We start from the raw sequence: 18,267 nt of genomic DNA, 5'->3' as shown, positions 1-18,267 counted from the left end.
CGGCGCGGTGTGGGGATCGCCGCGGGGGATGGCCGTGGGGGATGAACGTGCTGCGAGAGAGGTGATGTGTGATGTCGCTGAGGGTGAGAGTGTCGCTGCCGGACCGGCCGGGGGCGTTGGGACAGGTGGCCCGGGTGCTCGGCGCGCTGGGGGCGGACATTCTCCATCTGACGGTGCTCGAACGTGAGACGGGCAGGGCGGTGGACGACTTCACCGTCGCCTGGCCGGGCTTCATGGGCGGCGAGGACGTCGCCGATCGCCTGGCGGCGGTGCCCGGGGTGCGGGTCGAGGGTGTCTGGCCGACCCGCGAGATGCCCGGAGCCGCGCCCGACTACGACCTGCTGCGCCATGTCGCGGCCGACCCCGCCAGGGCCTGTCTGACGCTGGTCGACGCGCTGCCCGGCGTCGTCGCGGCGGACTGGGCGGTCATACTGACGCCCGCGGCCGAGATCCTGCACCGCAGTATGCACACGCCCGACCCGCTCGACCCCCGGGAGGTCGCCGAGGGCTCGCTGGGGCTGCAACGACCCGCCGCCTTCGGCTGGGACGGACGGCCCTCCATGGGCATGCCCCTGGGGGAGGAGGGCCTCTATCTGGTGGTGGCCCGCACGAGCGGCCCGCCGTTCCACCGGGCCGAGGTCGACCGGGCGGCGCGGGTGGTCGAGATCATCTCCCTGGTGATGGCCCTCGGGGCGAGGAACGTCCCGGTGGCGGCCGAAGGGGTGTGAGAGTCCCCGGCGTCCGCGGCGGGGCCCGCCGATCAGCGCTTCGGCGTGTCGATCCGCGAGCCGTCGAGCTTGAACACCATGAGGCGGCTGAGGTCGACGGCGACGCGCGCGCCGTCGCCCGCCCGCCAGGCGGGGCGGGCGCCGAGCCGTACGATGAGGTCGGCGCGGCGGTGGCTGCCGGAGTTCGAGGCGCTTCCACTGGGGTGGTCCGGGATGTCGTCGTCCGGGGGACCGGAGATCAGGCGGCGCACCATGGCCCTGATCCTGCCTCCCGAGCCGTTCCGCTGCTCCAGGTCCGCCGCGCGGCCGCGCGGGTCCGGGGGCTCGGGGGCGGCCACCGAGGGCAGCCCCGCCTCGATGTAGGCGAGCCACTCGTGACCGTGGTATTCGAGGGTGCGCACCCGTCCGGAGAGGGTGGCCCCTTCATAGGTGTCGGGGACCGGTGACAGGGCGTCGGGCCGCATGCCGACGATGATCTGCTGCCCGGTGTGCTGGGAGATCGCGTACGCGCGGGGGTCGCTCCACGGGATGGTGAGCTGGTGGGCTCCGAAGTCCAGGAGGATGTACTGGTTCTGCGGCGCGCGCACGGTGCACGCCACGAGGTTGAGCTGCTGGGAGCTGAGGAACGCCGCCACGAAGGCGGTGGCGGGGTCGTTGTAGATCTGCCCGGGGGTGCCGACGTCCTGGAGCACGCCGCGGTTCATGATCGCGATGCGGTCGGCCAGGGTGAGCGCCTCGACCTGGTCGTGCGTCACGTAGATCGTGGTGATGCCGAGGGCTCTGACCAGCGCGGATATCTCCATCCGGAGTTCGGTGCGCATGCCGGCGTCGAGGTTGGACAGCGGCTCGTCCATCAGGAACAGGGACGGCTGGCGCACGATGGCCCGGCCCATCGCCACCCGCTGGCGCTGGCCGCCGGAGAGCGTGCCGGGCCTGCGGTCAAGGGTCTCGTCGATGCGCAGGGCCCGCGACAACTCGGTGACGCGGTCTCGGACCAGGTTGGGATCGGCCTTGGCGATCTCCAGCGGGAACGCGAGGTTGCCCCGCACGGTCCGGTGGGGGTATAAGGCACCGTTCTGGAAGACCATGGCCACGTTCCGGTCACGCGGGGGCATCCCATTGGCGATCTCCCCGTTGAGCCACAGGTCTCCGGAGGTGATCTCCTCAAGGCCGGCGATCATCCGGAGCAGCGTGGACTTCCCGCATCCGGACGGACCGAGAAGTACGAGCAATTCCCCCTCGTTGGCCCGCAGATTCATCCGGTCCACCGCGAGGACGCCCCCCGGGTAGACCTTGGACACGTTGTCGAGGACGACGGTGCTCATGGTCGCTCGTTCCCCCCGGGCGCCCGCAGTGCCCGGATCCAGCAATGTGCGTTATGTGATTGATGAGGTAGTACACCGCGTGAAGACGTCCCATGTCCATAGCAATCACCAGAGATGTCGGCATAATTCGCCTGGCATTGCGTGGGGGCGTCCAGTGTCGTGCCTTTCGGATGTCCGCCTGCGATCCGGGTGACCGTACAGTTACGGTTCTGAGCGTCGCGATCGCTAAAGGGGGGCCCAATGACCGATCTCATCCGTGATCTCGGCGAGCCGGAAGCGCGGACCGCACCATGGTGGCGCGACGCGGTGATCTATCAGGTATACGTGCGCAGCTTCGCCGACGGCGACGGCGACGGGGTCGGTGACCTGCCCGGGCTGCGGCAGCGCCTGGGGCACCTGGCCGGTCTTGGCGTCGACGCGGTGTGGGTGACGCCGTTCTACCCGTCCCCGATGGCCGACTTCGGCTACGACGTGGCCGACTACCGCGATGTGGACCCGGTCTTCGGCACGCTGTCGGACGCCGTAGGCCTCATCGACGACGCCCACCGCCTCGGCATGAAGGTCATCTTCGACGTCGTGCCGAACCACACCTCCGACCGGCACCCCTGGTTCCAGCGGGCCGTGGCCGCCGGGCCCGGCAGCCCGGAGCGCGCCCGCTACCTGTTCCGGCCCGGCCGCGGCACGGCGGGGGAGCTGCCCCCCAACGACTGGCAGTCGGTCTTCGGCGGGCCGGCGTGGACGAGGCTGCCCGACGGGGAGTGGTATCTCCACCTGTTCGCCTCCGAGCAGCCCGACCTCGACTGGGACCACCCCGAGGTGCGGGCGGAGTTCGAGTCGGTGCTGCGGTTCTGGCTGGACCTCGGGGTCGACGGGTTCCGCGTCGACGTCGCCCACGGCATGGTCAAGGCCGCCGGGCTGCCGGACGTCGGGCCCGGAGAGCAGGCGAAGATGCTCGGCACCGAGGTCCTGCCGTACTTCGACCAGGACGGCGTCCACGAGATCCACCGGGCGTGGCGGCGGGTTCTGTCCGCCTATCCGGGCGACCGCGTCGGCGTGGCCGAGGCATGGGCCCCGACCCCCGAGCGCCTGGCCCGCTACGTGCGGCCGGACGAGCTGCACCAGGCGTTCAACTTCCACTTCCTGACCGCGGGCTTCGACGCCGCCTCGTTCCGCGAGGTGATCGACGAGTCGCTGCGCACCGCGCGGTCGGTGGGGGCGCCCTGCACGTGGGTGCTGTCCAACCACGACGTCAAGCGGCACGTCACGCGATACGGCGGAGGCCCGGTCGGCCTCGCCCGGGCGCGGGCGGCGGCGCTGCTCACGCTCGCGCTGCCCGGCTCGGCCTACGTCTACCAGGGGGAGGAGCTCGGCCTGCCCGAGGTGCTCGACCTGCCGGAGGAGGCGCAGCGCGACCCGCAGCGGCTGCGGTCGCCGGGGGAGGGGCGCGACGGGTGCCGCGTGCCGATCCCCTGGGGAGGCGCGGCGCCGCCGTTCGGCTTCGGCCCGCCGGGGTCGGCGGCGAGCTGGCTGCCCGTGCCGGAGTCCTTCGCAGAGCTGAGCGTGGAGCGCCAGTCGGCCGACCCGCGCTCCACCCTCGCCCTCTACCGGGAGGCGCTGCGCATCCGGCGACAGCACCCGGACCTCGGTGACGGCCCGCTGGCCTTCCTGCCGGCGCCCGAGGGCGTGCTGGCGTTCCGCCGCGGAGCGGGCCTGGTGTGCGCGGTGAACACCTCGCCCCGCGCCGTCGACCTGCCCCGCCCCGGCGGCGACCTGCTGCTGGCCAGCGCCGAGGTGGCGCAGGGCGCCGACGCCGTACGGCTCCCGCCCGACTCGGCCGCCTGGTGGGGCTAGAGCCCCTGTCTCAGTTTGGCCGCCTCGGCGGCCAGGCGCTCCACCCGGGCGTAGTCGCCCGACGCGAGCGCGTCGGCGGGGGTCAGCCAGGTGCCGCCCACGCACCCCACGTTGGGCAGCGCCAGGTAGTCCGCCGCGGTGTCCGGGCGGATCCCGCCGGTCGGGCAGAAGCGCACGTCCGGGAGGGGCCCGGCCAGCGACTTCAGGTAGGCGACCCCGCCCGCGGCCTCGGCGGGGAAGAACTTCAGCTCGGTGATGCCGCGTTCGGCGAGGGCCATCGCCTCGGAGGCGGTGGCCGCGCCCGGCAGGAACGGCACGTCGGCGGCCATCAGGGCGGTCGCCAGTTCCGGGGTGGTGCCGGGTGACACCAGGAAGGCCGCCCCGGCGGCCGTGGCGGCACGCACGTCGGCCGAGGTGCGGATCGTGCCGGCGCCGACCACGGCCTCGGGCACCTCGGCGGCGATGCTCTCGATCGATGCGAGGGCGGCCTCGGTGCGGAGCGTGACCTCGATGACCGGCAGACCTCCCGCCACCAGGGCGCGGGCCAGCGGCACCGCGGTCTTCTCATCCTCGATCACGACGACGGGCACGACAGGGGCAAGGTCGAGCAGGCTGCTCATCAGGCGTTCTCCTCGGGATTCGAATGCCGGTCAAACGTTCAACGCGCGGTGCCGGGACCGCTGGGTGAGCCAGAGCGCCGCTCCCACCAGTGCGGGCTGCGGCGCGACGATCAGGGTCGTCGCGATCGCGGTGAGGTAGCCGTCCAGGGTCGGGGTGGCCGAAAACCTCGCCCGAAAATCGCTCTTTTCCACCATGTCCACTATGCGCGGGAGTACACCTCCGCCGATGTACACCCCGCCCCTCGCCCCCAGCGTCAGCGCGACGTTGGCGGCGAAGCTCCCCAGCAGCCCGCAGAACACCTCGATGGCCTCGACACACAGAGGATCACCGGTCCGCGTCACGATGTCGGCCGCCTTCAGACGCGGGGCCTCCACGCCGTGGACCAGCGACAGCGCCCGGTGGAGCCGGGACAGCCCCGGCCCCGACAGCAGGTGCTCGGCGACCACGTGCGGCACCCCGTCGGCGCGCAGGACGCGGACGACCTCGACCTCGCGCTCGTCGACCACCGGCACCGCCACATGCCCGCCCTCACCCGGCACGGGCATCCACCCCGTCGGCGTCGGGACGAGACCGGCCACGCCGAGCCCGGTGCCCGGGCCCAGCACGGCCTTCACCCCGTCGCCCGGCGGCGGCCCGCCCAGCGAGACGAGATCGTCCCCTTCGAGGTACGGCAACGACAACGCGAGAGCCTCGAAGTCGTTGAGCAGCTCGACCTCGGGCAGGCCGAGGTCGAGCACCGACCCCGACCAGCCCGCGTTGGTGAGCTTGTACCTGTCCCCCTTGACCGGACCCGCCACAGCCAGACAGGCAGCTCCCGGCCGCACTCCGCCCCCATGCTCATCGAGATAGGCGGCTACGGCTCCGGGAAGCCCGCTGTAGTCGGCTCCGGGCAGTACTGCGATCGCCTCGGGCCTTCCCCCGGGCTCGTTCACCAGGCCGAACCTGGCGTTGGTGCCTCCGATGTCGGCGACCAGCCAGGGCAGCGTCAGCGGGGCGCTCATTCGGCCTGCCCCGCGGAAGCGGTGAACACGCTGTCGAAGACGGAGGCCCCGCGCTCCGCGGGCCCGACGCCGGGCCGGAACACCTCGAACAGCTCGCGTCCGGTGCCCGACCACGCGCCGCGGGCCGGCGGCGCGCCCGACGGCGTCCTCTCCGCCAGTTCGCTCTCGGGGACCAGCAGGTCGAGCGTGCCCGCAGCCCCGTCGAGCCGGATCAGGTCGCCGTCGCGGACGAGGGCGAGCGCGCCGCCCCGCGCGGCCTCCGGCGACAGGTGGATCGCCGCGGGCACCTTGCCCGAGGCGCCCGACATGCGGCCGTCGGTCACGATCGCCACGCGCTGCCCCCGGTCGAGCAGCACGGCCAGCGGCGGCGTCAGCTTGTGGAGCTCGGGCATGCCGTTCGCGCTCGGCCCCTGGTAGCGGATGACCGCCACGAAGTCCAGACCGTCGAGCTCCCCGGCCTCGAACGCCGCCAGCAGCTCCGCCTGGTCGTCGAACACCCGCGCCGGGGCCTCGACCACCAGGTGCTCCGGCTTGACCGCCGACACCTTGCTCACGGCACGCCCGAGGTTGCCGCTGAGCATGTGGATCCCCCCGTCGGCGGAGAACGGCTCCGCCACCCCCCGCAGGACCTCGGTGTCCGAGCTCGGCTCGGCGCGCTCGCGCCACACCGGCCCGCCGTCCTTCAGCTCGGGCGCCGACCGGTAGAGGTCGAGCCCGCGGCCCGCCACGGTCAGCACGTCCCCGTGGAGCAGCCCGGCGTCGAGGAGTTCGCCGATGAGCACCTGCATGCCCCCGGCCGCCTGGAAGTGGTTCACGTCGGCCTGGCCGTTCGGGTACATCCGCGTGAGCAGAGGTACCACGGCGGAGAGGTCGGCGAAGTCGTCCCACGTCAGCTCGATGCCCGCGGCGGCGGCGATCGCGATCAGGTGCAGCGTGTGGTTGGTGGAGCCGCCGGTGGCCAGCAGCGCCACGACCGCGTTCACAATCGCCTTCTCGTCCACCAACCGGCCCACCGGGGTGTACTCGCGGCCGTGCGCCGTCAGCTCGACCACCCGCCGCGCCGCCGCCTTCGTCAGCGCGGCGCGCAGCTCGGTGTGCGGGTTGACGAACGTGGCCCCCGGCAGGTGCAGCCCCATGACCTCCATGAGCACCTGGTTGGAGTTGGCGGTGCCGTAGAAGGTGCACGTGCCGGGCGAGTGGTACGACTGCGCCTCCGCGTCCAGCATCTCCGCCCGGCCGATCCTGCCTTCGGCGAAGAGCTGCCGGCTGCGGGCCTTGACCTTGTTGGGCAGCCCCGAGGTCATCGGCCCGGCGGGCACCAGCAGCGCGGGCAGGTGCCCGAACCGCAGCGCGCCGATCAGCAGACCCGGCACGATCTTGTCGCACACGCCCAGCAGCAGCGCCGCGTCGAACATGTCGTGCGACAGCGCGATGGCCGTCGACATCGCGATCACGTCCCGGCTGTAGAGCGACAGCTCCATGCCGGCGCGCCCCTGCGTGATGCCGTCGCACATCGCCGGGACGCCCCCGGCGACCTGCGCCACGGCCCCTGCCTCGCGCGCCGCGGCCTTCAGGACCGCGGGGTAGGTCTCGTACGGCTGATGCGCCGACAGCATGTCGTTGTAGCTCGTGACGATGGCCACGCCCGGCTTGGCCGCCCCGCGCAGGTCCAGCTTGTCGGCCGGGCCGCAGGCGGCGAAGCCGTGGGCGAGGTTGGCGCAGCCGAGCGCCGTGCGGGCGGGGCCGCGCTCGGCCGCGGCGTCGGCGTCGCGGCTCACCCGGTCGAGGTAGGCGGCCCGCCCGGCCGCGCTGCGCGCAAGGATGCGCTCGGTGACCTCGGCGATCCTGCTCATCACGGTGTTCACGCCGGTTCCTCCTCATGCCAGGTCCGGCCGCTGCGGCCGAGCAGTTCACGTGCGCCGTCGGGCCCCGCCGTACCCGCCGGGTACGGCTCGGGGGGCGTGCCGGCCGTCTCCCAGGTGGCGAGGATCGGGTCGATCCACTGCCAGGCCGCCTCCACCTCGTCGCGGCGCATGAACAGCGTCGGGTTGCCGGTCAGCACGTCCATGAGCAGCCGCTCGTACGCCTCGGGCACCCGGCCCTGGAACGCCTGGCCGAAGCTCAGCGACAGCGGTACCGGCCTCAGCGCGACCTCTCCCGCGCCCGGTTCCTTCGCCATGAGGTGCAGCTCGATGCCCTCGCTCGGCTGGAGCCGCAGCACCAGCCGGTTCGGGGACCCGCCGGGGAAGATGGAGTGCGGCACGTCCTTGAAGCGCACCACGATCTCCGAGTGGCGGAACGGCATGCGCTTGCCGGTGCGCAGGTAGAACGGCACCCCGGCCCAGCGCCAGTTCTTCACCTCGGCCCTGATCGCCGCGAACGTCTCGACTCGGCCGCTGGCCTCGGTCGGCGGCGTGCTCCCCGGCTCGTCCAGATAGCCCGGTACGGCACAGCCGCCGACATGTCCGGCGGTGTACTGCCCGCGGACCGTGAACCGGTCGGCCTCGGTGCCGGAGATCGGCCGCAGCGCCTGCAGCACCTTGACCTTCTCGTCGCGGATGGCCTCGCGGTCGTTGCGGGACGGCGGCTCCATGGCGACCAGGCAGAGGAGCTGCAGCAGGTGGTTCTGGACCATGTCCCGCAGCGCGCCGGCGTGGTCGTAGTAGCCGCGCCGCCCCGGGGTGCCCACGGTCTCGGCCACGGTGATCTGCACGTGGTCGATCCACAGGGAGTTCCAGATGGGTTCCAGGAAGGCGTTCGCGAACCGCAGCACAAGCAGGTTCTGAACGGTCTCCTTGCCCAGGTAGTGGTCGATGCGGAAGATCTGCGACTCGGAGAAGATCTCGCCGACCTCGTCGTTGATGCGCTGGGCACTGGCGAGGTCGCGCCCGAGGGGCTTCTCCAGCACGACCCGCGACGCGGGGGTGACCAGCCCGGCCGCGCCCAGCCCCCGGCAGAACGGCCCGAAGGTCATCGGGGGGCTGGCCAGGTAGAACACCCGGTCGCGCTCCTCGCCGCCGGTGAGCAGCGCGGTGAGGTGGTCCCATCCGGTGCCGGCGTTCGTGCCGCCAGCGGACACGCCGGCGGAGATGTCGACGGACACGTGGTGCAGTCGGGTGAGGAAGCGCCGCCAGTCATCCGGCGTCGCCCCGGGCACGCTCACCTCGGCGCGGACCTTGTCGCGGTAGTCGGCGTCGCCGAGGCCGCTCCTGGACATCGCGATGACGCGCGTGCCGGAGGGGAGGAGGCCGTCGCGATCGCAGTGGTAGAGGGCGGGGATCAGCTTGCGCATGGCGAGGTCCCCGGTGCCTCCGAAGATGACCAGGTCGGCGGGCCTTCGCGCGGGGGCCGCGCTCAACGGAGGCTCTGCTGGCTGCGCGGGTTGTACACGGTCGTGCTCCGAACGATCTACCAAAGAAGGACAGAACGGGACACTATCCCGGATGTTTGGTCGTGTTCAAGCTTAGTTTTGTTATTCAAGATGAATAAGTGGTGACTTCTCATGTCCGAAGGGGGTGTGATTGACTTACTTCTTGATGTCTCGACGTACCGCCGCAGCACTCGCCACCAGCGGAGAGGTGCTGCGCCTGATCCGCACCGGCGAGGCCGTCACACGATCCGACCTCGGCCGCGTCACCGGCCTGTCCCGACCCGCCGTCTCGCTCCGCGTCAGCGAGCTCATCGAGCACGGCCTGGTCGTGGAGGACAGCGACGGGCCGTCGACCGGCGGCAGGCCCCCGACCCGCCTCGTCTTCAACGCCGCCGGCGGGGTCATCCTCACCGCCGCCCTCGGCGCGAGCCGTACCCAGATCGCCGTCTGCGACCTGTCGGGCACGGCGCTGGAACGCACCGACCTCGCGATCGACGTCGAGGAAGGCCCCGGCGCGGTCCTGCCGCTCGTGCTGAAAACCTGGGCCGACCTGCTGGGAGACCGCCCCGCCTCCCTGGTGCGCGGCGTCGGCATGGGCGTGCCCGCCACCGTCGAGTTCGCCGCCGGCCGCGCCGAGAGCGCCCGCGTCATGGCGAGCTGGACCGGCGTCGTCATCCCGCCGATCATCGCCGAACGCTTCCCGGTGCCCGTCTTCGTCGACAACGACGTGAACGTGATCGCCATCGGCGAGCACCGGGCGGCCTACGCCGACCAGGTCGCCGACCTCCTGTACGTGAAGGTGTCCACCCGCATCGGCGCCGGCATCGTCGCGGGCGGGCAGATCCTGCGCGGCGCGCTCGGCGCCGCCGGAGAGATCGGCCACATCCCCGTCCAGCACGGCTCGGGCGTGCTGTGCCGGTGCGGCAACGTCGACTGCGTCGACTCGGTCGCCAGCGGCACCGCCATCCTGCGCGACCTGCGGGAGCGCGGCCGGGACGTCACCTCCCTCGCCGACGTGGTGGCCCTGGTCAGAGCGGGCGACGCCGAGACCATGACCATCGTGCGCGAGGCCGGCCGCAACCTCGGCGAGGTCATCGCCACCGCCGTCAACGTGCTCAACCCGTCGGTCGTCGTGCTCGGCGGCGAAGTGGCCGAGGCGTTCCAGCCGCTCGTGGGAGCGGTGCGCGAAGTCGTCTACCGCCGCTCCACCGCCCTGGCCACCCGCAATCTGCGCATCGAACTCAGCCGCCTCGGGCCGGGGGCGGGCATCACCGGATGCGCCCTGATGGTCGTCGACCACGTCCTCGCCCCCGACGTCATCGACGCGGGCCTGGCGGCGCAGCCGCTCTGACGCCGCGTACGGCGAAGCCGCCCCGGAGGGTCCCGGGGCGGCTTCGCCGTACCCGCCTGCCGCCGGGCGGTCGCGCTCAGTCGCAGAGCAGGCAGCGCAGCGCGTGCTCCAGAGCCTGGCAGGTGGCCGTGGGCCGGGGCCACGGGAGGCGGATCAGCGTCGGGCGCTCCAGCCCGGCGCGCAGCGTCGCGCCGAACCGGTCGAGCTCCCACAGCCACGCCTCGGGCGCCGGCTCACCCATGACGGACGCCGCGACCGTCCTCACCTGGTCGCGGTGGGCCGCGTTCACGTGGCGGATCATGTTCTCGGCCGCCTCGACGAAGGGATCGGGGGAGGCGTCCAGGTAGTCACCGGCGTCCAGGACACCGGACTCGCCCCCGGCGAGGTAGATCACCTGGCCGACATCCACCCGGAGCAGGCGCGGCGCGCCCGGTTCGCCCCTGCGCTCCAACGCCTCGAACAGCCCCTCGTCCGGGCAGCGCTCGGCGATCGCGATCGCGGCCACCCGCGCGTCCGCCGCCGGCACCTCCTCGGCCCACCCCTGCACCTTGAGCAGCCCGCGCGGCTGCTCCACCGCGCCGAGGCTGCGGGTCGCGGTGAGGTCGACCGTCACCACGGTCTCGCCCGCCGCCGCGTGCAGCGGCTCGCCGGGCCGGACGAGCAGGATCGGACGGCCCTTGGCGTCGACACCGCCCCGGGCGGTGGCCGCGGGCGACTCAGAACCCGCGACGGACACATGGCCGGGCACCGCGACGGCGGCCAGCGAGCGGATCCTTTCGGGGATCGGAGGGGCGGTGAGCGGCTGCTGCATTCCCGGTCTCCTAGAGTCGATCATCTGTTAAGGTAAGGCTTGCCTTAGTAAGTATTACCTAACCATAGAGAGGTGAACGTGCGCTACACCGGGCCCAAAGTGCGACTTTCGAGGCGTGCGGGCGTCCCCCTGACCAGGAAGGCCGTGCGCTACTTCGAGGCGCGGCCTTACCCGCCGGGCGAGCACGGACGAAAGACCAACCGGCGCAACGCGGGCGACTACGGCACGCGTCTCATGGAGAAGCAGAAGCTCCGGTGGTACTACGACGTGTCGGAAAAGCAGCTCCGCCGCTACTGGGACATCGCCCTGCGCAAGCCGGGCCGCTCCGGAGCCGAGCTCGTCGTGCTGCTGGAGACGCGCCTCGCGTCCATCGTCCTCCGAGCGGGCCTCGCCCCCTCAATCTACGCCGCGCGGCAATACATCACGCACGGCCACATCACGGTCGACGGCCGCAAGGTCGACATCCCCAGCTACCTGGTCAAACCCGGCCAGACGATCGGGGTGCGCTCCAGGTCACGCCAAATGCAGCCGTTCGTCGCCGCGACCGAAGGCATCTACGCCGACGATCGGACCGCGCCCTACCTCTCGGTGGACCTCAAGGAGCTCCGCGTCACCCTGCTCGCCCGTCCCGAGCGCGAGCAGGTCGCGGTGCCCGTCGACGAGCAACTCGTCGTCGAGCACTACTCGCGCTGACCCACCCGCCGCGTCCCCGCACGCGGCCCCGCTGAGGGCGGTCGCCACGCGACCGCCCTCAGCTCGTTTCCGGATCGTTCCCCGAGGCCCGGCCGCCGGGATGGCCAGGGTTGCCGGGGGGTGCACTGGGCGCCGGAGGCGCTCCCCTGCGGGCCTGCGGGGCGGTGCCGTACGGTGCGCGCTGGTGACCGGGCAGCCCCCTCGTGTGCCTGCGACTCCACACCACTCGGCCGTGAGGTCTTGCCTTCAACGGCGTGACGGGCGAAGCTTTTAACGGCAATCCACGGCAAACTCTGAGCCCTGGAGGATCGCGTGTCGCTAGATTTCGTGGGCATGGACCCCGACTCCCAGCACGACAATTGCCCGGCTGTGTGCGTGGACCCGGAGACACGGGACGGCTACTTCGTCGGGAAGGTGGTGACCGACCCGGGCATAATCGCGGAGGTGGCCGACCACGTGAGCATCGGGGCCGATGAGGCGGTGTTCCGAATGCCCGCGAGCATGTGGCCGACGATCGCCGACGCTGCGGCGGACACCTACGAGAAGGGCTTGAAGGGGCCGGGGCAGGCGACGTTCGCCGAGTTTCTCGCCGACACCGAGCGCTCGGCCGTCCACCTGGAGCTGCGGGACTTCTACGGGCCGGAGGACCCGGCGTTCGTCACGTGGAAGGAGACTGGCAGGCATCCCGATGACGAGCGTGACGAACGGTGGCGCGAGCTGATCGGCTCGGCCGTTGCGCGGGGCGTGCGTGTCCGCCGCCTGCGGGTAGTGTCGGAGCCTGTCACCGAGTACGTCCGCTGGGAGTACGAGATCACCGACGCGGTGAACGTCGCTGCCGGGGAGGAGGTGCGGTGGCTGCCTCGTCCGGAGAATCCAGGGTTGCTGCCTGCCAGTGACTTCTGGATCTTCGACAACCGGGCGCTCCGTCTGCACTCTTACGACTCGGAAGGCGTGAGGATCGGCGACGAGATGATCCGGGAGACGGTCGTGGTCGCTGAGCACGCCGCAGCGTTCGAACGGCTCTGGGACCTCGCGATCCCGCACGGGAAGTACCATCCCGAATAGCTGTTCGCCGACCTCGCATCAGGACACCATGCCCCCGACCTCCGCATCGTCCGGCGCCCAGGAGGCGCGCCAGCATCTGGCCGACCAGCTCCGTGAGATCCGCAAGGCCGCTGGGCTCAACGGAACGGAGCTGGCCCGGCTGGCCGGATGGCCCGGCGTTGCGAAGGTCTCCAGGGTCGAGAATGGTAAGCGGCCCATCTCCGCCGAAGACCTGCGCACTTGGTGCCGTGTCTGCCAAGTGCCGGCCGAACGGACAGAGGAACTGCTGGCCGAGCGCAACGCCGTAGCCGGCATGTGGGTCAGCTACAACCGCCTCCACCGCTCGGGCCTAAAGCAGGCGCAGACAGCCGTCCGGCCCGTGTACGAGCGGGCCATCATGGTCCGCAGCTACCAGACAAAGATCGTCCCCGGCCTGCTCCAGACGCCGGGGACGACGACGGCGCAGCTCGACGCGGTGCGCCGCACGCTCCGCCTCACAGTCAACGACGTCGCCGAGGCGGTCGCCGAGCGCATGGAGCGGCAGAAGGTCCTATGGTCGGGGCGCTGCCGCTTCCTGTTCGTCATCGAGGAGGCCGTCCTGCGGTATCGCACGTGCGACGCCGCCACGCACGCCGTGCAGCTCCAGCATCTCCTCACCGTGATGTCGCTTCCGGCCGTCTCCTTGGGAATCATCCCTACCGACGCGCCGCGCTTGAAGGTCTGGCCCGAGGAGTCGTTCGTGATGTTCGACGACGAGCTTGTAGCAGTTGAGCTGGTGTCAGGCGTCTTGAACATCACCCAGCCCAGAGAGATCGCCCTCTACCGGAAGTCCTTCACCGTGTTGTCCGGCTTGGCCGTCCACGGTGACAAAGCGCGGGCGCTCATCCGGAGCGCGCTGGAGGCGCTGGAGCGCGAATAGATGGCAAACCTTGGCAACCTCCTAGGCGCTGCAGGCGAGCGGCACCTAGCGTTCTGAGCAACGGACCAGACCGCTCAGGCAAGGAGGCCACCAATGCCAGCGTGCGACCGGCCCCGTGAGGTCGACACCGAAACCAGCATCGACCCGCCCCGGGCCGTCGTGGTTGTGATGGAGGACTTCGAGGTCTCCCGGGTGGACGCCTTCTTCAAGAAGGTCACCAGCCGGTTCTCCGCCTCGGGCGACACGATGGCGTTGGTCATCACCCACTTGTTGCCGGAGCGCCCAGCGTTTCTGCGGGCGGTCGGCAGAGCGGTCGGGGTGGCGGCGGTGCTGCCGAAACCGAAGTCAATCGACGCCCGGGCGCTGCGGGAGATCACCGGGCTGATGCCGGTGGAGGAGTTGGACCGGGCCGCGTTTACCGACCCCGGCCACGTCCTCGCGGTGTTGGAAGCGCGGGCGGCCGGGCGCGATGTGGGTGCTGCTGGATGTGGGAGGGTACTTCGCGCCCACGTTGAAGCACATGTGCGCGCATTTCTCGGGGCGGATCGTGGGGGTGGTGGAAGACACCGAGAACGGCCATCAGCGGTACGCGGCCTTGGATAAGCTGCCGTGCCCTGTCTTCAGCGTCGCCCGGTCTCCGCTGAAGGACCCTGAGGACTACCTGGTGGGCCAGTCGGTCACCTTCTCCGCGGAGGCCCTGATCCGCTCCCGTGGGGACATCTTGCAGGGCCGCCCCGCAACGGTCATCGGGTATGGGAAGCTCGGCCGGTCGGTCGCGGCGATGCTGCACGCCAAGCACGTCGCGGTCACCGTCTACGACTCCGACCCCGTCCAGCGCACCCAGGCGCTCAGCCAGGGCCACCGGACAGCCCCCACCCTTGCCCGCGCGCTTGCCGGGGCAGGGCTGATCGTGTGCGCCACGGGCAACCTGGCGCTCAAGGAGGATGACTTCGCGGCCGTCGCCAACGGCGCGTACATCGCGTCGGTGACCAGTTCCGACGACGAGCTGGAGCTTGACGCCCTCGGTGGTCTGTACGGGCGGACCCCGGCAGGGGAGCACATCACGCGGTATGCCCGGACCGGGCACTACTTCTACGTGCTCGCCGACGGGAACGCGGTCAATTTCCTGCACGGCGCGTGCGTGGGTGCTTTCATCTTCCTCGTCCAGGCCGAGATCCTGGCCGCCCTGGCAACTCTGGCATCCGCCGGCCACGAGCCGGGCCTGCACGAGCTCGACGCGACCACCCGTTCGTTCATCGCGGCCACCTGGCTGCGTTACTTCGATGGAGCCACTTCTTGAGCATCACCACCGACGAGATCCGCGCCACCGTCGCCCGCTACCTCGACCGCTACCCCGGCGAGGCCGAGCACCTGGCGCCCCTCACCCGAGCGCTTGAACGCGGAACCGATCTCACCTCTCGCAAGACCTTCGACGGAGGCCACGTCACGGCCGGGGCCGTCGTCATCGACGACACCGACCGGCTGCTGCTCATCCACCACAAGGCCCTCGGCCGGTGGCTCCTGCCCGGCGGCCACCTGGAGTCCGACGATAACGGGCTGATGCTCGCCGCGCTGCGGGAGCTGGAGGAGGAGACCGGCATCTCCTGGGACGGTGCGGTCAACTCGCCGGGGCAGGATGTCACCCCCGTCGACATCGACGTCCACCTCATCCCCGCCAACCCGGCCAAGGATGAGCCGGAACATTGGCATGCCGACATCCGATGGGTGTTCCGGGTGACCGGGCCCAAGGTGGTGCTCCAGGCCGAAGAGGTCGAGGGCTACGCCTGGCGGACCTTCACCGACGCCCCCACCCCGAAGCTGGCGGCCAAGCTCCCCGCTCTCTGATCGGCTCGCCTCGCCACACGTGGTAGTGAGCACCCCAGTACGGCCTGCGCGCACGCCCGCGCGCGGAATTCTGAGGGGCGGTCGCCACACGGCCGCCCCTCAGCTCGTTTCCGGGCCGTTCCCCGAGGCGCGGCCGTCGTCAGGGTTTCCGGGGAGTGCACTGGGCGCCGGAGGCGCTCCCCTGCGGGTCTTCGGGGCGGTGCCGTACGGCTCCAGCGTGGCGAAGAAGCGGGCTGCCTCGGCGCGCAGGCGCATGGCCGCGGCGGCGAGGGGCTCGCCCGCGCGGAGCAGGGAGACCCCCCACGCCGACAGCGCCCGGGTGCCGGCGACGAGCTGCGACGCCAGGACGCGGTCGCGCGGGTCGTCGCGGCCGCCCTCCTCCCGCAGCGCGGCGAGCAGAGCGTTCTCGCGCAGATCGTGCAGCAGGCGAAAGCGCGCCTGGAGCGCGGGGCTGGCCTCGACCACGTCGCTGAACTCCGTCGCGCCCTCGTGCAGGCCGTAGCGCCAGTCGCCCGTGTCGAGCGCGTCGAGGAAGTCGCGCCGGACCGCCGCCACGACACTCTCGCCCTGGGGCCGCCCCCGCACCACCCCCGCCAGGTGCCCCACCACCTCGTCCTGCCGGTCGGCGAACAGGTCCTCTTTGGTGGGGAAGTAGTTGAACACCGTGTTCACCGACACGTCCGCGGCCCGTGCCACCTCCGCGACGGTCACGTTGTCGAACCCGCGCTCCATGAACAGCCCCATCGCCATGTCGGCGATGTAGCGGCGGGTCTCCCGCTTCTTCCGCTCACGCAACCCTTCGCCCATGGGGTCAGTCTATGGGGTTGCACAATAATTAGAGTGGCTGCAAAATTAGGGGTCCTTCACGTCGCCTCGCCGATCACTCGGCTCTGGTCCATCGGGACGACCCGATCGGCGATCATCTCGGTCTCGCCCATCAGTTTCTCCCGAGGGGACCGTCGCCTTTAGGCGACGGGGGAATCGGGAGTGGGAGGGCCGCCAAGGCCCGGGCGTGCCCTGACCCGTCCGGTCTGCGCATCAGAGATCTCCGTTCATAGCGCATTAGATGGATGGTGCTGTTATAACGATCGTGTGACTCGTCAGGTGCGCACCTCCCCCGGTGCGGCGTATGACCTCGGATACCACGTCGTGTGGTGCCCGAAGTACCGCCGCCCGGTCCTCGGCGGGCGGGTGAAGACCCGCCTGGAGGAGTTGATCCGTGCCAAGGCCGACGAGCACGGCCGGCAGATCGTGGCGCTTGAGGTGATGCCCGACCACGTGCACCTGTTCGTCAAGCCGCACCCGAAGAACTCGCCGTCGTACGTGGCCAACCAGTTCAAGGGATTCACCTCCCACCACCTGCGCGCCGAATTCCCGCACCTGCGTTCCCAGTTGCCCACGCTGTGGTCACGGTCCTACTTCGTGGCCACCGTCGGTGCCGTGTCCGCCGAGACGGTGCAGCGCTACATCGAAACGCAGTACGAGCGCACCCCCAAGGGGGATGGCCGTGCGTAGGTCGTTCAAGTTCCTGATGCGCCCCACCCGGCATCAGGAGATCGCGCTCGCGGCGTGCCTGGAAGACCACCGGCAGCTCTACAACGCCGCCCTCGAGCACCGCCGCACCGCCTACCGCAAGGCGTGCGTGACGATCCGCTACGGCGACCAGTCGGGCGAGTTGAAGCACATCCGCGCCGACGACCCCGGCGGGCAGGCCCGCTGGTCGTTCTCCTCCCAGCAGGCCACGCTGCGCCGCCTGGACAAGGCGTTCCGCGCCTTCTTCGACCGGGTCAAGCAGGGCCGCACGCCCGGCTTCCCCCGTTTCAAGGGCAAGGGCTGGTTCGACACCGCGGAGTGGCCCAAGGACGGCGACGGCTGCCGGTGGGACTCCCAGCCCGGACACCCCACCGTGACGTTCGTCCGGCTCCAGGGCATCGGACATGTGCGCGTCCACCAGCACCGCCGCGTCCTGGGCACGGTGAAGACGATCAGCGTCAAACGGGAAGGCTCCCGCTGGTACGTCGTCCTGTCGTGCGACGACGTGCCCGCCCGGACCCTGCCCGCCGCAGCTGCGGTCGCGGGCATCGATATGGGCGTCGCCTCGCTGGTCACCACCTCCGACGGCGAGCACCTCGACAACCCGCGCCACCTGGCGGCGTCCGCTGACCGTCTCGCCGTCGCGCAGCGAGACCTCTCCCGCAAGAAACGCGGATCCAAACGCCGACGCAAGGCCGTCGCCCGGGTCGCGGCGCTGCACGCCAAGGTGCGGCGGCAACGCTTGGACGGCGCGCACAAGGCCGCGCTGGCCCTGGTCGGCGCCTACGACCTGATCGTGCACGAGGACCTGCGGATCGCGAACATGACCCGCTCGGCGTCCGGCACGATCGAGCGGCCGGGCTGCAACGTCGCCCGGAAAGCCGGACTCAACCGGAGCATTCTGGACGCGGGTTGGGGGGTGTTCCTGACGATCCTGTCGCACAAGGCTGAAAGCGCCGGTCGAGAGCTGATCGCAGTCGATCCCCGCAACACCTCCCGCACCTGTGCCCGCTGCGGGCACTGCGCGAAGGAGAACCGCACCACCCAGGCTGAGTTCGCGTGTTCGGCGTGCGGGCATACCGCGCACGCCGACGTCAACGCGGCGATCAACATTCTCAGGGCAGGGCTTGCCCTTCGCGAGGCGGCGGAAGCGGCTTAGCGAGAAGCCGCCTCCT

Annotated in this window: 18 protein-coding genes; 11 read left to right on the top strand and 7 right to left on the bottom strand. The window is 71.1% G+C overall.

The genetic code is table 11. The features are described 5' to 3' along the window. Positions 1–71 precede the first annotated feature (71 nt). The gene (locus tag BLQ73_RS19570; protein ID WP_093171937.1) at positions 72–728 is read left to right on the top strand and encodes an ACT domain-containing protein; all 657 of its coding nucleotides are present in this window, start codon (positions 72–74) and stop codon (positions 726–728) included. A gap of 32 nt (positions 729–760) precedes the next feature. On the opposite strand, the gene BLQ73_RS19565 is transcribed toward BLQ73_RS19570, so the two are convergent. After that, the gene (locus BLQ73_RS19565) at positions 761–2,053 is read right to left on the bottom strand and encodes an ABC transporter ATP-binding protein (protein ID WP_093171935.1); all 1,293 of its coding nucleotides are present in this window, start codon (positions 2,051–2,053) and stop codon (positions 761–763) included. A 240-nt stretch (positions 2,054–2,293) separates the two neighbouring features. Between BLQ73_RS19565 and BLQ73_RS19560 the strand changes: the two genes are divergently transcribed. After that, positions 2,294–3,904, top strand: a complete 1,611-nt coding sequence (locus tag BLQ73_RS19560; RefSeq protein ID WP_093171933.1) for a glycoside hydrolase family 13 protein — start codon at positions 2,294–2,296, stop codon at positions 3,902–3,904. On the opposite strand, the gene eda is transcribed toward BLQ73_RS19560, so the two are convergent. From eda to zwf, 4 genes are read right to left on the bottom strand one after another with little or no spacing between them, the layout of a single operon-like run. Next, the gene (gene eda / locus BLQ73_RS19555) at positions 3,901–4,524 is read right to left on the bottom strand and encodes a bifunctional 4-hydroxy-2-oxoglutarate aldolase/2-dehydro-3-deoxy-phosphogluconate aldolase (RefSeq protein WP_093171931.1); all 624 of its coding nucleotides are present in this window, start codon (positions 4,522–4,524) and stop codon (positions 3,901–3,903) included. The two genes, BLQ73_RS19560 and eda, sit on opposite strands and share 4 nt — an antisense overlap. Positions 4,525–4,554: 30 nt before the next feature. Then, positions 4,555–5,526: a glucokinase gene (gene glk, locus BLQ73_RS19550; protein WP_093171929.1), complete on the bottom strand. Its 972-nt coding sequence runs from the start codon at positions 5,524–5,526 to the stop codon at positions 4,555–4,557. Continuing rightward, positions 5,523–7,379: a phosphogluconate dehydratase gene (edd, locus tag BLQ73_RS19545; protein ID WP_093172076.1), complete on the bottom strand. Its 1,857-nt coding sequence runs from the start codon at positions 7,377–7,379 to the stop codon at positions 5,523–5,525. The genes glk and edd overlap by 4 nt, the downstream gene beginning before the upstream one ends. Before the next feature lie 8 nt (positions 7,380–7,387). Further along, on the bottom strand, positions 7,388–8,884 hold the full coding sequence (gene zwf, locus BLQ73_RS19540; RefSeq protein ID WP_093171927.1) for a glucose-6-phosphate dehydrogenase: 1,497 nt from the start codon (positions 8,882–8,884) through the stop codon (positions 7,388–7,390). Between the two features lie 178 nt (positions 8,885–9,062). Between zwf and BLQ73_RS19535 the strand changes: the two genes are divergently transcribed. Then, entirely contained in the window at positions 9,063–10,247 is a 1,185-nt protein-coding gene (locus BLQ73_RS19535; protein ID WP_093171925.1) for an ROK family transcriptional regulator, read from the top strand. A gap of 76 nt (positions 10,248–10,323) precedes the next feature. Here the strand turns inward: BLQ73_RS19535 and BLQ73_RS19530 are convergent, their stop codons facing one another. Next, a complete protein-coding gene (locus tag BLQ73_RS19530; protein WP_093171923.1) occupies positions 10,324–11,058 on the bottom strand; it encodes a DUF2470 domain-containing protein in 735 nt (244 codons plus the stop codon). A gap of 78 nt (positions 11,059–11,136) precedes the next feature. Here BLQ73_RS19530 and rpsD point away from each other — a divergent pair, with 78 nt between their 5' ends. The 6 genes from rpsD (at position 11,137) to BLQ73_RS19505 (ending at position 15,559) form a co-directional block, all read left to right on the top strand. Continuing rightward, the gene (rpsD, locus tag BLQ73_RS19525; RefSeq protein WP_093171921.1) at positions 11,137–11,751 is read left to right on the top strand and encodes a 30S ribosomal protein S4; all 615 of its coding nucleotides are present in this window, start codon (positions 11,137–11,139) and stop codon (positions 11,749–11,751) included. A gap of 333 nt (positions 11,752–12,084) precedes the next feature. Further along, positions 12,085–12,816 carry a DUF6879 family protein gene (locus BLQ73_RS19520; RefSeq protein ID WP_218125936.1) on the top strand — a complete coding sequence of 244 codons (732 nt, stop codon included), beginning with the start codon at positions 12,085–12,087 and terminating at the stop codon, positions 12,814–12,816. A gap of 28 nt (positions 12,817–12,844) precedes the next feature. After that, positions 12,845–13,714, top strand: a complete 870-nt coding sequence (locus BLQ73_RS19515; protein WP_093171919.1) for a helix-turn-helix domain-containing protein — start codon at positions 12,845–12,847, stop codon at positions 13,712–13,714. A 93-nt stretch (positions 13,715–13,807) separates the two neighbouring features. After that, positions 13,808–14,317 (top strand): hypothetical protein, encoded by a 510-nt coding sequence (locus BLQ73_RS33485; protein WP_218125935.1) that lies wholly within the window; start codon positions 13,808–13,810, stop codon positions 14,315–14,317. Then, positions 14,271–15,014, top strand: a complete 744-nt coding sequence (locus BLQ73_RS19510; RefSeq protein ID WP_218125934.1) for a Rossmann-fold NAD(P)-binding domain-containing protein — start codon at positions 14,271–14,273, stop codon at positions 15,012–15,014. Before BLQ73_RS33485 ends, BLQ73_RS19510 begins: the two co-directional genes overlap by 47 nt. Then, positions 15,011–15,559: an NUDIX hydrolase gene (locus BLQ73_RS19505; protein ID WP_093171917.1), complete on the top strand. Its 549-nt coding sequence runs from the start codon at positions 15,011–15,013 to the stop codon at positions 15,557–15,559. The genes BLQ73_RS19510 and BLQ73_RS19505 overlap by 4 nt, the downstream gene beginning before the upstream one ends. Before the next feature lie 99 nt (positions 15,560–15,658). On the opposite strand, the gene BLQ73_RS19500 is transcribed toward BLQ73_RS19505, so the two are convergent. Continuing rightward, entirely contained in the window at positions 15,659–16,366 is a 708-nt protein-coding gene (locus tag BLQ73_RS19500) for a TetR/AcrR family transcriptional regulator (RefSeq protein WP_093171916.1), read from the bottom strand. 285 nt (positions 16,367–16,651) lie between these two features. Here BLQ73_RS19500 and tnpA point away from each other — a divergent pair, with 285 nt between their 5' ends. Both tnpA and BLQ73_RS19490 read left to right on the top strand, forming a co-directional pair. Next, positions 16,652–17,074, top strand: coding sequence for an IS200/IS605 family transposase (tnpA, locus tag BLQ73_RS19495; RefSeq protein ID WP_143020337.1), 423 nt, complete (start codon positions 16,652–16,654; stop codon positions 17,072–17,074). Continuing rightward, the gene (locus tag BLQ73_RS19490) at positions 17,061–18,251 is read left to right on the top strand and encodes an RNA-guided endonuclease InsQ/TnpB family protein (RefSeq protein ID WP_093171914.1); all 1,191 of its coding nucleotides are present in this window, start codon (positions 17,061–17,063) and stop codon (positions 18,249–18,251) included. Before tnpA ends, BLQ73_RS19490 begins: the two co-directional genes overlap by 14 nt. Positions 18,252–18,267: the final 16 nt, after the last annotated feature.

Origin of the sequence: Sinosporangium album (assembly GCF_900100605.1) — a bacterium.
GTDB lineage: Bacteria > Actinomycetota > Actinomycetes > Streptosporangiales > Streptosporangiaceae > Sinosporangium > Sinosporangium album.
This window is presented reverse-complemented; position numbering and strand designations above follow the sequence as displayed.

Bases quoted from the DNA above. Each gene is read 5' to 3' on its own strand.
- BLQ73_RS33485 (WP_218125935.1), top strand. From the start codon at position 13,808: ATGCCAGCGTGCGACCGGCCCCGTGAGGTCGACACCGAAACCAGCATC.
- BLQ73_RS19520 (WP_218125936.1), top strand. From the start codon at position 12,085: ATGGACCCCGACTCCCAGCACGACAATTGCCCGGCTGTGTGCGTGGAC.
- BLQ73_RS19535 (WP_093171925.1), top strand. From the start codon at position 9,063: ATGTCTCGACGTACCGCCGCAGCACTCGCCACCAGCGGAGAGGTGCTG.
- BLQ73_RS19530 (WP_093171923.1), bottom strand. From the start codon at position 11,058: ATGCAGCAGCCGCTCACCGCCCCTCCGATCCCCGAAAGGATCCGCTCG.
- eda (WP_093171931.1), bottom strand. From the start codon at position 4,524: ATGAGCAGCCTGCTCGACCTTGCCCCTGTCGTGCCCGTCGTCGTGATC.
- BLQ73_RS19515 (WP_093171919.1), top strand. From the start codon at position 12,845: ATGCCCCCGACCTCCGCATCGTCCGGCGCCCAGGAGGCGCGCCAGCAT.
- BLQ73_RS19570 (WP_093171937.1), top strand. From the start codon at position 72: ATGTCGCTGAGGGTGAGAGTGTCGCTGCCGGACCGGCCGGGGGCGTTG.
- glk (WP_093171929.1), bottom strand. From the start codon at position 5,526: ATGAGCGCCCCGCTGACGCTGCCCTGGCTGGTCGCCGACATCGGAGGC.
- BLQ73_RS19500 (WP_093171916.1), bottom strand. From the start codon at position 16,366: ATGGGCGAAGGGTTGCGTGAGCGGAAGAAGCGGGAGACCCGCCGCTAC.
- BLQ73_RS19490 (WP_093171914.1), top strand. From the start codon at position 17,061: ATGGCCGTGCGTAGGTCGTTCAAGTTCCTGATGCGCCCCACCCGGCAT.
- edd (WP_093172076.1), bottom strand. From the start codon at position 7,379: ATGAGCAGGATCGCCGAGGTCACCGAGCGCATCCTTGCGCGCAGCGCG.
- BLQ73_RS19560 (WP_093171933.1), top strand. From the start codon at position 2,294: ATGACCGATCTCATCCGTGATCTCGGCGAGCCGGAAGCGCGGACCGCA.
- BLQ73_RS19565 (WP_093171935.1), bottom strand. From the start codon at position 2,053: ATGAGCACCGTCGTCCTCGACAACGTGTCCAAGGTCTACCCGGGGGGC.